This is a genomic window from Amycolatopsis sp. NPDC000009, from assembly GCF_055563465.1.
Genome location: NZ_JBVHDI010000038.1, coordinates 1 through 12,210 on the forward strand (window position 1 = coordinate 1; position 12,210 = coordinate 12,210).

Genomic DNA, 12,210 nt, shown 5'->3' on the forward strand with positions numbered 1-12,210 from the left:
CGACGAACCAACTACCGGAGACCTCCCTACTTTCCATCACCGACACGCCCACACCAGCTCAACCTGCTGAAGAAGACTTCGATACAGGCCCTAGCCGGTGCCGAAGGTCCCGGCACACCGGGCCCACGGCCACTGCCGCCCCCGTCCGCCACGCGAGACGCTGAGAGCGTCGAAAGGCAGGTGCAGCACGATGATCCTCACTCGTTCGCCGGTCGTCGCGGACGCGCTGCGCGCCGCGGTGCGCGCGCCGTCGCCGCACAACACCCAGCCGTGGATCTTCGAGCTGGCGCCGGACACGATCGACGTGGTGCTCGACGAAAGCCGGATTCTCGGCGCCTGCGATCCGCAAGCGCGCGAGGCGCGGCTGGCCTGTGGCGCGGCATTGCTGAACCTGCGGCTCGCCATCGCTGCCGCGGGCCGGGTCAGCGATGTCGAGCTGGCGCCTGAACGGGCGAGGCCTTCCTTGCTGGCGCGGGTCACGCTGGGTCCCCGACACCGTCCCACCGCGACCGAACGCCGTCTCTCCGCCGCGATTCCGCGGCGCTACAGCAACCGCCGCCCCTTCACGGACGAGCCGGTGCCTCTCCGCCTGCGGACCGCCGTGCGGGAGGCGGCCCGCGAGGACGGGGCGCGGCTGATCCTGCTCGACGAGGCCGGGCTGCTGGAGGCGACCGCGGGGCTCATCCGCCGCGCCGACCACATCCAGCACCTGGACGCGTCCTTCCAGCGAGAACTCCGGGCATGGACCAGGCAAACCAGTAAGGACGACGGTGTTCCCACCTCCGCGGGCGGGCCTCGTTCAGCGGGTGGGCTGCTCCCGGGGCGGTACGTCAACGAGGACGGTGCTCCCCGTGTCTTCGAGCAGGACCCGCTGGTCGCGGTGCTGACCATGCCGAACGACGCGCCGATCTCCCAGGTCCGCGCGGGGTGCGCGATGCAACGGGTCCTGCTCACCGCCACGGACGCCGGGCTGAGCGCCTCGTTCTATTCCCAGCCGATCGAAATCACCGCCATCCGCGACGAACTGCGGGACCTGCTCGGTGGCGCCTGTCATCCCCAGACAGTGTTCAGGCTCGGTTACGGCTCTCCGGGCGTGAAGACGCCACGGCGCTCGATCGAAGCGGTCACCCGCGACCCGAGCGGGGAGAAGCGGCCATGACGGCTTCTCTCACCGGGATCCCGGCGCATGTTTGGTCGACGGAGGAGAAGCGGATCCTCGTGGCGATCGCGCGCCAGGTACCGAAGCGATGGATCGACGACGTGTGGACGCTGTCGTTCCATGAGGACTCACTCGACTTGTACGAACGAGTCACGAACCTGCTCGGAGTACGGGACCGGCGTGGGCGTGCGCGATTGATCGTCTGCGGGGCGGTGGTGGCGAATCTCGACTGTGCGATCACAATTCTGGGCTGGTCGCCGGTCATCGACCTGACCTGTGATGTGCTCGCCCTGGACCGGGTCGCCAGGCTCAGATCGCTGCGGCGGATCCGCCCCGCGGCGGACGATTTCGCCCGTTTCGCCGCTCTGCCCGGGCGACCGACCAGGCCGGCTCCGTCTTCGGTGGCGACGTGGGGACGGGAGATCGCCAAGGCGAACGAGGGCGACGGCATCCGGGTCCGGGTGCTCACGCCTTCTCAGGTCCGTGATCTACCCAAGGTAGGCGGGCAGGTCAGGAGGAAAGCGACTCCGGAATCCTCGTGGGTCGCCTTCCTCGTCGCCACCGTGACGGAAACCCGGGAACAGCTCGTCCGGGCAGGCGTGGCCGCACAGCGGTTGTTGCTCGCGGCCACCGAGTACGGCTTGGCCGCCACCGCGTTCACCGAGCCTTTCGATGCCCCCGCGATCCGTGGGGCGCTCGTCGGCATCGACGGTGTTCCCGGCTTCCCCCAGGCGGTCGTCGTGGTCAAAGAACCTCGGAAACACTGGCACAGAAGGGAAGGACGTCATGACGGACAGTGCGACGGAGAACCGGATCGTCGTCGGCATGGACGGTTCGGCGGGTTCTGCCGCGGCGGTGCACTGGGCGGCCGATCAGGCGGTCAGGCAGGGCGCGGCCTTGCAGGTGGTCACCGTGTGGGTCCACGACGCGATGCTGGACGACGCGTCGGCCGGCCGGACCGTGGCGGAGGCGAGAGATGTCCATTTGAAGGCGCTGAAAGCCGCGACCGCCAAAGTCCTCGATGCTCACGAGGGGCTCGATGTCACCTATGACGTTCCGCAGGGAGACCCCGGTGAAACGCTCGTGGAGCGGTCGAAAGGCGCTTCGCTGCTCGTGCTGGGCAGCCATGGCACGGGCAAGCTCCGTGAACTGCTGGTCGGCTCGGTGTGCAAGACGGCGCTGCGGCACGCGACCTGCCCGGTGGTGGTGATCCCGCCGCCCGCCACGGCTCCGGAAAGCAGGCTCGGCCGGCTGCTGACCTCTGTCGCGTACGAGCCCGGCCCGATCCTCTGAGCGAACGCGGACACAGGAGAAGGCCATGAGAGCGCTGCCCGGACTCTGCTTCACGCGAAATCCGCTCGTCCGGTGGTCGGACCGACTCGAAGCCGCGCTGGTGATCGGTGCCGTCCTGCTGGCGCTGCTGGCGATCCCCTTCGCCGCGGCGGCGGGTTCCGAGGCCTACGCCGAAGGGCGGAAGCGTGTGGCGGAGGAGATGGCGAACCGTCAGGAGGCGATCGCCGTGCTGCTCGCCGACGCCCCGCCCGTCCAGGTGCGCCTCGACGGAGTGCCCACGGACGAGAAGGTCGAAGCGACCGCCCGATGGGCCGCGCCCGGTGGGCTGATCCGTGAAGGCGTGGTGACCGTCGACGCCGGGTCGGCGACCGGGAACGAAGTGCGAATCTGGCTCGACACGAGCGGGCATCCCGTCAAGGCGCCGGCCACTGACGCCGATGCCCTGAGCCGGGGCATCGGCGTCGGCGTCGGACTGTGGCTGGGCTGGCTCACGCTGGTCATGGGGGTCTTCCTGGTGTGCCGGGCGGCGCTCGCCCGCGGCCGTGCCGCCGTGTGGGCACGCGAATGGCAACGGATGGCCCAAGGTCGGCCCGCCGCCTGAGAGGAGAAAGAGATGAGAATCCTGCTCACAGAGGCCGGCTTCGACGAGTCGCGTGAGATCGCGGCCGCGTTGCGGGAACTGGGTTGCCGGGTCAGCCCGTGCCATGTCCGGTCCGGAGTGTGCCGGGCTCTCGCGTCCGGCGGGACCTGCCCGCTGGACGAGGAGGATCGGCCGGATCTCGCCGTTGACGTCCGCGGTACCGAGGCCGGTTTGACCGCACGCGAATTCGGTGTGGTGTGTGCACTCCGGGCGCGGGTCCCGGTCGTGATGACCACGACGGGCGGCGCGGGCGCCCCCGTCGTCCCACCAGGTTTCGAACACCGGGTCACGGCTTGCCCGCCGGAAGACCTTTTCGACGCGTGCGGGGCGTTCCTGCGGAACCGCGCCTGATGAAAGAACACAAGGAGGATCCGATGCGTGCTTCGGAGATCATGTCCAGTCCGGCAGTGGCGACCGCTCCCACGACACCACTTCGCGAGGCGGTGGCGGTGCTGACCGAGAAGGGCTTCGCCGGCCTTCCGGTCGTCGACGACGAAGGCCGGGTCCTCGGGACCTTCACCGAATTCGACGCGCTGCGGGGAATCCGGGCGGGCGGTGACGGGATCACGGTCGGGGCGTTGATGTCCACCCCGGTGGAGGTGATCTCCCCGTCGACCGAGGTCGCGGAGGTGGGCAGGCGGATGCTGGCCGACCGGCTGCGTTGCTTGCCGGTCGTCGAGGAGGGAGTCCTGGTCGGTGTGGTGAGCAGGCGGGATCTGCTCCGTCCGCTCGTCCGGCCGGACGACGCGATCGCCGCACAGGTGCACGGCCTGATCAGTGACTACGCCGGACATCGTCCGAAGTGGACGATCAAGGTCGACGGCGGCTACGTGAGCATCGCCGGTGAGTTCCGGGACGAAGCCGAACGGCGGGTGCTCGACGCGCTCGCCCGCACGGTGCCTGGCGTGGTCGCCGTCGTACTGGACACCCGGAATCCGGCGTCGACATGACGACCGGGACGAGTGCCCTGCTGGCGGACGGCGACATGGTCACCGTCCGCCGGTTGCGTGCGGAGGATTTCGACGCCGTCCTGAATCTGCACCAGCGGCTGGACGAGCGCGACCGCTATCTGCGCTTCTTCACCGCCCATCCGGGGAGGCTGGATCTGCTGAGCCGGTTGGCGATCGAAGGCCCGGGTATCGGAGCGTTCCGAGGGGACGAACTCATCGGGATCGCCCACTATCGCCCGGGCTCCGCGGACGACGCGGCCGAAGTCGCGCTGGTCGTCGACCACGCGGCCCAGGCACACGGGGTCGGCACCCTGCTGCTCGAACATCTCGTGTCCTTGGCCTTGGCGCAGGGCATCCACCGTTTCGTCGCCCTGGTGCTCGCGGAGAACACCCGGATGATCAAGGTGTTCTCCGACCTCGGCCTCCCGTACGTCATCGGACGGGGAGGGCCGGAGCTCGACGTCGAGATCGAACTCGGCGAGCCCGACCGGTACCTCGAGCGGATCGAGGAGCGGGAACGGCTCGCCGATGTGGCGAGCCTCCGGACGGTGCTGGCCCCGGCCTCGGTGGCCGTCGTGGGGGCGGGGAGGCGTGAAGACTCGGTGGGCAGGGCGATCCTGCGGAACCTTCTCGACGCCGGCTACCCCGGTATCGCGCACGCGGTGAACCCGAACGCCACGGAGATCCTCGGCGTCCCCTGTGTTCCTTCGGTATCTTCCCTGAACGCCGCGGTTGAACAGGCGGTGATCTGTGTCCGCGCGGAGTCGGTCCCCGACGTCGTCGAAGACTGCGGGCGCGCCGGCGTGCGATCGATCGTGCTCGTCACGGCGGGACTGACCGGGACACCGCTGGAGCACCGTGTCCGCGAACTCGTCGCCACGTACGGGATTCGCCTGGTCGGCCCCAATTGCTTCGGCGTGGCCAACACCTCTCCGTCGGCCCGTCTCGACACGACGTTCGCTCGCCGGGGCGCCCGGCGAGGCCGCGTCAGGGTGGTGACCCAGTCCGGCGGTTTCGGGATCGCGTTGATGGACGCGCTCGCGGGCCTGGGACTCGGTCTGTCCACTTTGGTCTCCACCGGCGACAAGTACGATGTGAGCGGCAATGATCTCCTGCGGTGGTGGCGCGGCGACGGGGAAACCGACATCGCCGTGCTGTACTTGGAATCCTTCGGCAACCCGAGGAAGTTCAGCAGGTTGGCGCGGGCTCTCGCCAGGGAGAAGCCGGTCGTGGCGATCCGCGGTGCCGCCACCGCGGCGGCACAGCGGGCCGCGGCGGCGCATACGGCCGCGCGAGCGGTTCCGGCCGCGACGAAACTCGCGATGTTCGGCCAGGCGGGTGTCCTCGTCGTCGACACGGTGACCGAAGTCCTCGGACTGCTCGCCGCGCTCTCGTGGCAGCCGTTGCCATCCGGTTCACGGGTGGTCGAATCGGCGGACTCAGGACGCTCTCCGGCGGCTGTTGCCCGAACACTCGAGCGTGGGCAACCCGCTCGACACGAGCGCCGCAGTGACGGCCGACGCCTTCGCCTCTTGCGTCTCCGAGGTCCTGGCTGACGAAGGTGTGGACGCGGTGATCGACGCCGGCGTACCCACCGGCGTCGGCGATCCGCTGGCCGGGCTGGTCGCGGTGCCGGAGAGCAAGACTGTCCTCGCCGTGCGGCTCGGCCAGCTCGAGTCGGTCGTCCCGCACCACGGGATTCCCTGCTACGCCGATGTCGAGGAAGCAGCGGCCGTCTTGGCGAAGTTGTCCGAGCGAACCCACTGGCTCGAGGCTGGGGAGGGTGGCAGGCCTGATCTCTCCGGTATCGATCTCGCGACGGCGACCCGGCTGGTGGGGGAGTACCTCTCCGCGCATCCGGGCGGGGGCTGGCTGTCCCGGAAGGACAGTGAGGACCTGCTCGCCTGTTTCGGGATCCGGTTGACCCGGCGCCGGTTCGGTGATCGCGAGCTGCTGATCCGCGGTCAGGTCGACGACGTGTTCGGCCCGGTCGTGGTCCTGGGACTCGGCGGTATCGATGGAGCCTTGCTCGACGACCGGTCAACCGGTCTGGGGCCGCTCAGCACGACTGACGCCGAGGCTCTGGTCGACAGCATGCACGCGAGCAAGGCGCTGTTCGGCGGGAGCAACGCTCTCGACCGTGCCGCACTCGCGGAGCTGCTCCTGCGGACGGACCGGATCATGGAGCTGGTGCCGGAAGTCGTCGACGTGGACCTCGACCCGGTACTCGTGTCGCGCGAAGGGGCCACCGCGGGCGCCGTCCGGATCCTCGTCCGGCAGCGGCCATGGACCGATCACCATCTTCGCCGGCTGTGAGCGAACGAAATCCCGGCACCGGGTCGACGGTGCCGGGACGGGTGTTCGGGGAGGTCATCGAAGCCAGTGGTTACGGTCCACGAAGGACAGCCGCCGCCACTGCTCTCCCAGCCCCCAGGTGTTCCCGGCGGCCGTCGCGGCCAGTGCGATGAGCACCAGCGCGTAGATCACGTGGTATTCGATGAGCGGGTTGGTCGACATGGTCGGCTCGCCCGCGCCGTTCGTCCGGGCGGGTGGCCACTCGGCGATCCACATCAGCAGCATCATCACGCTGCCGGTGATGGCGGAGAGCCGCAGTCCCACGCCCACGGTGACCGCGAGCCCGATGCCGAGCAGGCCGGCCATGAACAACCAGTCCGCCCACCAGGTGCCGCCCCAGGAGCGGAGGGTTTCGGCGAACGGGCCGACGTCGACCCGGCTCAAGAAGCCCTTCGTCGGCGAACCGCCGTTGATCCAGGCGTTGCCGGAAGCAGTGGCGTAACCGAGACCGAAGGTCTTGTCGAAGAACGCCCACAGGAACAGCAGGCCGGTGGAGATGCGGAGCACGGCGAGACTCGCGGCGACCCGTGACCGTCCATCATGGACTTCCGGATGTTCGACGGGAACGTTGCGTCGATGTCCGCTTTCGGTGGTGGCCATGGAACTCTCCTCTGATCGGTGTTCAAGGTCGATTCGAGTGTGTTACGACATGGCACGCGGCTCTGGGGCCGAAAGGCCCGGGTACACGAGCCCATCGTCATGCGCCGCGGCAAGACTCGCGCGGCATGCGCGGATCAGCTGACGGGTCGCCCGGGTCGGCGCCACTCGCCCACAGCCCGGGCAGGAGAAGGTGACGTCTCCGGCGAGTTCGTCGACCGCGACGGAGAGCGCGAGAGAGCAGGAGCGGCACCAACGATGGCCGGTCACGACGATGACGTGCAGCGACGAGGACACGCATTGGTGCAGCCAGCGGCGATGGGTCCGGCAGGTGATCCGCTCCAGGGGATCGCGGTCATGCTCTTCATCGAGGTCTTCACGCGACAGCGTGAGCGCGAGCCGTTGATCCTTCAGATCCGCATAGCGGGCGAGGGGAGCCGGTTCCTGGTGGTTGTTCGTGGCCGACATGGGAGGCGCCTCGCTTCCGATCCGCGGGTTTCCGACCTGTACGCCCATCGTGCTCGCCTCGTCGGAGACGCGAATGAGGCGGACGCCCCGGGCGAAGTGGCCCTTCGGTCCGCCGGGATTCCCTGGAGCACAGGCCGAAGGTCCCGCGGCTCAGCCACCGAGGGAAGCGGGCCGGATGACGTCGTCGTCCCAGACGAAGTCGAGCCGGTTCCGCACGTCGACCACGCCGGGGACCTCACCGGCGAGGACGCCGGCGCGTTCGACCGCGCCGCGGTTGTCCAGCCTGCCGAGCAGCGTCACCACCCCGTCGGCGACCGTGACTGACGCCTGCCCGGGTGCGACCCGCAGGGTGCGGGCAAGGACGTCGCGGTCGATCTCGGCGCGGATGTCCTCATCGGCACGCCGGAACCCGGACAGCAGATCCCGGCGTGACACGACACCGACGAGTCTCCCGTTCGCGACGACGAACAGCCGCCGCACGTCCTTCTCGGCGAGGCGTACCGCCGCGGCCGCGACGGAATCGCCCGCGTCGATCGTCACGACCGGTGAGGTCATCAAGTTCTCGGCGCGCAACGCCCGCGCTTTGCGCGCCTCGCCCCGGGAATGGTGACCGGCGAACAGGGCGGGCCGGGGAGCGCGGAACCGGGCCAGGAGATCCGCTTCGGACACCACGCCGACCGGTGCTCCGGCCTCGTCGACGACGGGCACCGCACTGATCCGCCGCCTTGCCAGCAAGGCGGCGATCTGTTTGTACCCGGTGTCCGGCGCGACGGTGACCGGGTCGGTGGTCATGACTTCGGAAACGGTGGTGCACATGGCGCGCTCCTTTCGTTGTCAGGAATCCGCAGTGCGGGCGATCAGCACCGGGCAGGCGGCGTGGTGGATCAGGCTTTGCGCGGTCGAACCGAGCAGGAGGCCGCGGAAGCCGCCGCGTCCTCGGTCACCGACCACGATCAACTGCGCTTTACCGCTCCAGCGCAGCAGTTCCTGGCGGGGTTCGTCGTGCACGACCACCTGGTGCACTTCGACGTCGGGATAGCTGTCGCGGAACTTCGACACCTGCTCGGTGAGCATCCGCCGAGCGGACGCCGTGAAGGCGGCCCAGCCGTAGTTGCCCGCGGGATCACCGAAGGAGCGGGAGGCCGAGACGTCCTCCCAGGCGTGCACGGCGACCAGATCGGCTCCCCGGGCGCAAGCCTCGTCGAAGGCGGCGGCGATCGCGAGCTCGGCGGCGGGGCTTCCGTCGACGCCGACCACGACGGGTTGTCTCCACGCCGTGGGCAGATCCCAAGTATGGCCCCGTACAGACACGACGGGACAGTGCGAGTGACCGGCGAGCGCGGTCGTCACCGATCCGCCGAACAGGGCGGTGAAGCGGCTGTGCTCGGTGGACCCCAGGACGATCAGCCGGGCGATGCCGGAAGCCTCGATCAGTGCTGGGGCCGCGGAGTCGTCGGAGAGGTGAGTCCGGACGACAGGGCCGTACGTGTGGCCCACGGTGTCCGCTGCTTCACGAAGAATCGCCTCTCCGCGGTTCTTGACCTTGCGCAGGAGTTCGTCCGACGGCGGAACGCTGCCGAGGTAGTAGTCCGGTATCCCGAGGGCGTGCTACAGTTCCAGGGAGGTTTCGTGCCGGTCGGCGGCCTGCACACCCCAGGTGGCGGCGGCACAGGCGCCGGTGGATCCGTCCGCGCCGACCACGATCGGCCCGGTCAGCCGGAGGGTTCGTTTCATCATCGGCTCTTTCCGCTCGCAATGGCCCTGCACGGCAACGCTAAGCGGCAGGTGGATACACGGTCCGGTGCCGTTGGTCCCGGATTCCCGGGACCTCGGGTGCGCCTCTGGTCACTGGCGCGCGGGCGCGTGGAGCCGTTCACTCGATCGATGACGATCCTCATCGCAGGCGGAGGACTCAGCGGCCTCAGCCTCGCGGCCCATCTGGTCGCGCGGCCGGAATCCCTGGGGCCGATCATCGTCGTGGACGACGGTCGCCGGCCGCTCGCGACCGCGGGCTGGGCGTCCTGGTCCGCCGCGCCAGGACTTCTCGATGAAGCGGTTTCGCGTACGTTCGACAGGTTCCACGTGCACGCGGCCGGGCGTAGCCGGGTCGTCGGCCTCGGCCGGTACAAGTACCGCTTCGTCCGTGGCGACGATCTGGCGGCGGCGGTCGGCAAGACCGCGGCGAGACGCGGTGACGTCGTCTTCCGCCGCGGCCGGATCACCGACATCCGGCAGGCGGGTCACGGCGCGGAAGCCATTGTGGACGGTGAAGCATTGAGCGCCGACTGGGTCTTCGACAGCGTTCACCGGCCGTGCGCACGGCCGAGCCGGTGTTCGACTCGGCCGTGCCGACCTTCTTCGACTTCCGTACCTCCCAGAACCGCGCCGCGAGCTTCGTCTACGTCTTGCCGCGAGGTCCGCGAGAAGCCCTGGTCGAGTACACGTCCTTCGCGCCGCCGCCACACACACGAGGGGTGGCGCGTCCCAAGGAACAACGAACCGCTTTGCGCGAGTACCTCGCCACGATTCTCGGTGTGCGGGAATACGCGGTCACCCGTGAAGAATCGGCTTCCCTGCCGCTGTCCGCTTCGGCCGTCGACCGCAGGCGCGGCTCGATCCTCGCCATCGGGACGAAAGCCGGGCTGGTCAAGGCGTCGACCGGCTATGCCTTCCAACGCATCCAGGCCGACAGCGCCGCGATCGCGGAATCCTTGGCGTGCCAAGGACATCCCTTCGACCTGCCCAAGCCCAAGGCGCGGCACCTGCTGTTCGACGCCACGCTCCTCGACGTCGTGGCGCGAGACCCGGGTCAGCTCGAACGGATCTTCGCGGCCTTGTTCGACCGATCGTCGGCCGAGCCGGTACTGCGCTTCCTCGACGAGGAAAGCTCTCTTCCGCAGGAGGGAAAGCTATTCGCGCGCTTGCCGTCTTCGTTGTACTCAGCTGTCGGCCGGAGGCATCGATGAAGATCTCCTTCGCACGCTATCAGCGCTCTTGGTTACGAGGTGACCTGCTGGCCGGAGTGACGGTCGCCGCGTATCTGGTGCCTCAGGTGATGGCCTACGCGGAGGTCGCGGGGCTGCCACCGGAGGTCGGTCTATGGGCGGTGATCGGTCCCTTGGCTGTCTATGCGGTGCTGGGATCGTCGAAACTGCTTTCCGTGGGCCCGGAATCCACGACCGCCTTGATGACGGCCGTCGCGCTCGGCCCGCTCGCCGCAGGCGATCCCGCCCGCTACGGGGTGCTCGCGGCCATGCTCGCACTCTTGGTCGGCGGCTTGTGTCTGATGGGAGGCTTGGCCCGGCTCGGCGTGCTGGCAGACCTGCTGTCGAAACCGGTACTGACCGGCTACATGGCCGGGATCGCGGCGCTGATGATCGTGAGCCGGCTGGGCAAGCTGACCGGCGTTCCCGTCACGGGCGACGGGATGATCGCGGAATTCGGCTCGTTCCTCGCGAACATCGCGCACTTGCACTGGCCAACCTTGATCCTCGGCGTCTTCGTCCTGGCCTGCCTGCTGGTGTCGCAGCACCGGCTTCCGCGCTTTCCCGGGCCGTTGACCGTCATACTGGTGGCGACCGCGGTCGTCACTGGCTTTTCCTTGACGGAGAAGGGGATCTTGGTGATCGGTCCGATCCCGGACGCACTGCCGGTGCCCGGGCTCCCCGCGGTGAGCGGTGCGGATCTGGCGAACCTGCTCCTGCCCGCGCTGGGGATCGCTCTCGTCGGCTTCTCCGACAACGTCCTGACGGCTCGCGCTTTCGCGGGCAGGCACGGAGAGCAGGTCGATTCCACTCGCGAGTTGCGGGCGCTGGCCGCGTCGAATCTGTCATCGGGACTCCTGCACGGGTTTCCGGTCAGCTCGAGTGGCAGCCGCACCGCTCTGGCATCCGCGATGGGTGCCCGGACCCAGCTGTACTCCCTTGCCGCGCTCGCGACCGTCGTGCTGACGGTTCTCTTCGCGAGACCGTTGCTGGCCGGCTTTCCCAAGGCGGCGTTGGCGGCGATAGTCGTCTACGCGGCGTTGAAGCTGATCGATCCCCGGGAATTCCGGCGCATCGCGCGGTTCCGCCGGAGCGAGTTCGTCCTGACGGTGTCGACTTTGCTCGCCGTCGTCGCGCTGGGTGTCCTGTACGGCGTGCTGGCCGCCGTCGGATTGTCCATTTTGGATCTCCTTCGCAGGTTGGCACGGCCGCACGGGGCGGTACTCGGGTTCGTTCCAGATGTTCCCGGCATGCACGATGTCGGCGACTATCCCGGCGCGACTACCGAACCAGGCCTGGTGATCTTACCGCTACGACGCGCCCTTGTGTTTCGCCAATGCCGACGACTTCCGGCGACGTGCCCTCGCCGCACTGGACGGCGGGACGAAGGTCGAGTGGTTCGTCCTCAACGCCGAAGCCAACGTCGAACTCGACATCACCGCGGCCGACGCCTTGCGCGGGCTGTGCGAGGAGTTGCGCCGACGCGGGATCACGTTCGCGCTCGCTAGAGTGAAGCAGGAGTTGCGCGAAGACCTCGAAGCCGCGGGCCTTCTCGGGCTCATCGGTACCGGCTCGCTGTACGCGACACTGCCCAGCGTCGTCGACGCGTTCCGTGAGAGGAAGCAGGCACACGCCGAACGCCCACGATGAGCGAATGTGGTCCGACGGCGAGATCGAGGTCCTGGCGCGGGCGGTCCTCCGAGCGCCGTCCGTGCACAACATCCAGCCGTGGTCGCTCGCCCTGCCCGAACTGCGCGCGGAACT

General features: G+C 68.9%; 14 protein-coding genes and 2 pseudogenes. 11 read left to right on the forward strand and 5 right to left on the reverse strand.

The window, feature by feature from the left end; translation table 11 throughout:
* Window positions 1–190: 190 nt before the first annotated feature.
* The 7 genes from ACZ3HL_RS44090 (at window position 191) to ACZ3HL_RS44120 (ending at window position 6,358) form a co-directional block, all read left to right on the forward strand.
* Window positions 191–1,159, forward strand: coding sequence for an Acg family FMN-binding oxidoreductase (locus ACZ3HL_RS44090; protein WP_465417447.1), 969 nt, complete (start codon window positions 191–193; stop codon window positions 1,157–1,159).
* Between the two features lie 786 nt (window positions 1,160–1,945).
* Window positions 1,946–2,452: a universal stress protein gene (locus ACZ3HL_RS44095; protein WP_465417443.1), complete on the forward strand. Its 507-nt coding sequence runs from the start codon at window positions 1,946–1,948 to the stop codon at window positions 2,450–2,452.
* A 25-nt stretch (window positions 2,453–2,477) separates the two neighbouring features.
* Entirely contained in the window at window positions 2,478–3,053 is a 576-nt protein-coding gene (locus ACZ3HL_RS44100; protein ID WP_465417440.1) for an Rv1733c family protein, read from the forward strand.
* 12 nt (window positions 3,054–3,065) lie between these two features.
* Window positions 3,066–3,443 carry a hypothetical protein gene (locus ACZ3HL_RS44105; protein WP_465417437.1) on the forward strand — a complete coding sequence of 126 codons (378 nt, stop codon included), beginning with the start codon at window positions 3,066–3,068 and terminating at the stop codon, window positions 3,441–3,443.
* A 23-nt stretch (window positions 3,444–3,466) separates the two neighbouring features.
* The gene (locus ACZ3HL_RS44110) at window positions 3,467–4,042 is read left to right on the forward strand and encodes a CBS domain-containing protein (RefSeq protein WP_465537901.1); all 576 of its coding nucleotides are present in this window, start codon (window positions 3,467–3,469) and stop codon (window positions 4,040–4,042) included.
* The gene (locus ACZ3HL_RS44115; RefSeq protein WP_465537903.1) at window positions 4,039–5,598 is read left to right on the forward strand and encodes a GNAT family N-acetyltransferase; all 1,560 of its coding nucleotides are present in this window, start codon (window positions 4,039–4,041) and stop codon (window positions 5,596–5,598) included. The genes ACZ3HL_RS44110 and ACZ3HL_RS44115 overlap by 4 nt, the downstream gene beginning before the upstream one ends.
* The gene (locus ACZ3HL_RS44120) at window positions 5,552–6,358 is read left to right on the forward strand and encodes an acetate--CoA ligase family protein (RefSeq protein WP_465537904.1); all 807 of its coding nucleotides are present in this window, start codon (window positions 5,552–5,554) and stop codon (window positions 6,356–6,358) included. The genes ACZ3HL_RS44115 and ACZ3HL_RS44120 overlap by 47 nt, the downstream gene beginning before the upstream one ends.
* Before the next feature lie 54 nt (window positions 6,359–6,412).
* On the opposite strand, the gene ACZ3HL_RS44125 is transcribed toward ACZ3HL_RS44120, so the two are convergent.
* The 5 genes from ACZ3HL_RS44125 to ACZ3HL_RS44145 all read right to left on the reverse strand — a co-directional run bounded on the left by ACZ3HL_RS44125 (window position 6,413) and on the right by ACZ3HL_RS44145 (window position 9,196).
* On the reverse strand, window positions 6,413–6,997 hold the full coding sequence (locus ACZ3HL_RS44125) for a hypothetical protein (RefSeq protein ID WP_465417426.1): 585 nt from the start codon (window positions 6,995–6,997) through the stop codon (window positions 6,413–6,415).
* A gap of 42 nt (window positions 6,998–7,039) precedes the next feature.
* On the reverse strand, window positions 7,040–7,462 hold the full coding sequence (locus ACZ3HL_RS44130; protein ID WP_465537906.1) for a hypothetical protein: 423 nt from the start codon (window positions 7,460–7,462) through the stop codon (window positions 7,040–7,042).
* 150 nt (window positions 7,463–7,612) lie between these two features.
* A complete protein-coding gene (locus ACZ3HL_RS44135; RefSeq protein WP_465537907.1) occupies window positions 7,613–8,278 on the reverse strand; it encodes a CBS domain-containing protein in 666 nt (221 codons plus the stop codon).
* 18 nt (window positions 8,279–8,296) lie between these two features.
* A complete protein-coding gene (locus ACZ3HL_RS44140) occupies window positions 8,297–9,058 on the reverse strand; it encodes a universal stress protein (protein WP_465537952.1) in 762 nt (253 codons plus the stop codon).
* Window positions 9,059–9,070: 12 nt separating this feature from the next.
* The gene (locus tag ACZ3HL_RS44145) at window positions 9,071–9,196 is read right to left on the reverse strand and encodes a hypothetical protein (RefSeq protein WP_465537909.1); all 126 of its coding nucleotides are present in this window, start codon (window positions 9,194–9,196) and stop codon (window positions 9,071–9,073) included.
* A gap of 150 nt (window positions 9,197–9,346) precedes the next feature.
* Between ACZ3HL_RS44145 and ACZ3HL_RS44150 the strand changes: the two are divergent.
* The 4 genes and pseudogenes from ACZ3HL_RS44150 to ACZ3HL_RS44165 all read left to right on the forward strand — a co-directional run.
* A pseudogene (locus ACZ3HL_RS44150) lies at window positions 9,347–9,709 on the forward strand (lycopene cyclase family protein); the annotation flags it as partial.
* A 65-nt stretch (window positions 9,710–9,774) separates the two neighbouring features.
* Window positions 9,775–10,428 (forward strand): lycopene cyclase family protein, encoded by a 654-nt coding sequence (locus ACZ3HL_RS44155; protein ID WP_465537911.1) that lies wholly within the window; start codon window positions 9,775–9,777, stop codon window positions 10,426–10,428.
* A gap of 89 nt (window positions 10,429–10,517) precedes the next feature.
* Window positions 10,518–11,501: pseudogene (locus ACZ3HL_RS44160) on the forward strand (SulP family inorganic anion transporter); the annotation flags it as partial.
* A 268-nt stretch (window positions 11,502–11,769) separates the two neighbouring features.
* Window positions 11,770–12,096, forward strand: coding sequence for a sodium-independent anion transporter (locus ACZ3HL_RS44165; RefSeq protein ID WP_465537912.1), 327 nt, complete (start codon window positions 11,770–11,772; stop codon window positions 12,094–12,096).
* Window positions 12,097–12,210 lie beyond the last annotated feature (114 nt).

Coding starts and splice junctions, on each gene's coding strand:
- ACZ3HL_RS44090 (WP_465417447.1), top strand. CDS start 191: ATGATCCTCACTCGTTCGCCGGTCGTCGCGGACGCGCTGCGCGCCGCG.
- ACZ3HL_RS44100 (WP_465417440.1), top strand. CDS start 2,478: ATGAGAGCGCTGCCCGGACTCTGCTTCACGCGAAATCCGCTCGTCCGG.
- ACZ3HL_RS44130 (WP_465537906.1), bottom strand. CDS start 7,462: ATGTCGGCCACGAACAACCACCAGGAACCGGCTCCCCTCGCCCGCTAT.
- ACZ3HL_RS44095 (WP_465417443.1), top strand. CDS start 1,946: ATGACGGACAGTGCGACGGAGAACCGGATCGTCGTCGGCATGGACGGT.
- ACZ3HL_RS44135 (WP_465537907.1), bottom strand. CDS start 8,278: ATGTGCACCACCGTTTCCGAAGTCATGACCACCGACCCGGTCACCGTC.
- ACZ3HL_RS44125 (WP_465417426.1), bottom strand. CDS start 6,997: ATGGCCACCACCGAAAGCGGACATCGACGCAACGTTCCCGTCGAACAT.
- ACZ3HL_RS44105 (WP_465417437.1), top strand. CDS start 3,066: ATGAGAATCCTGCTCACAGAGGCCGGCTTCGACGAGTCGCGTGAGATC.
- ACZ3HL_RS44115 (WP_465537903.1), top strand. CDS start 4,039: ATGACGACCGGGACGAGTGCCCTGCTGGCGGACGGCGACATGGTCACC.
- ACZ3HL_RS44110 (WP_465537901.1), top strand. CDS start 3,467: ATGCGTGCTTCGGAGATCATGTCCAGTCCGGCAGTGGCGACCGCTCCC.
- ACZ3HL_RS44145 (WP_465537909.1), bottom strand. CDS start 9,196: ATGAAACGAACCCTCCGGCTGACCGGGCCGATCGTGGTCGGCGCGGAC.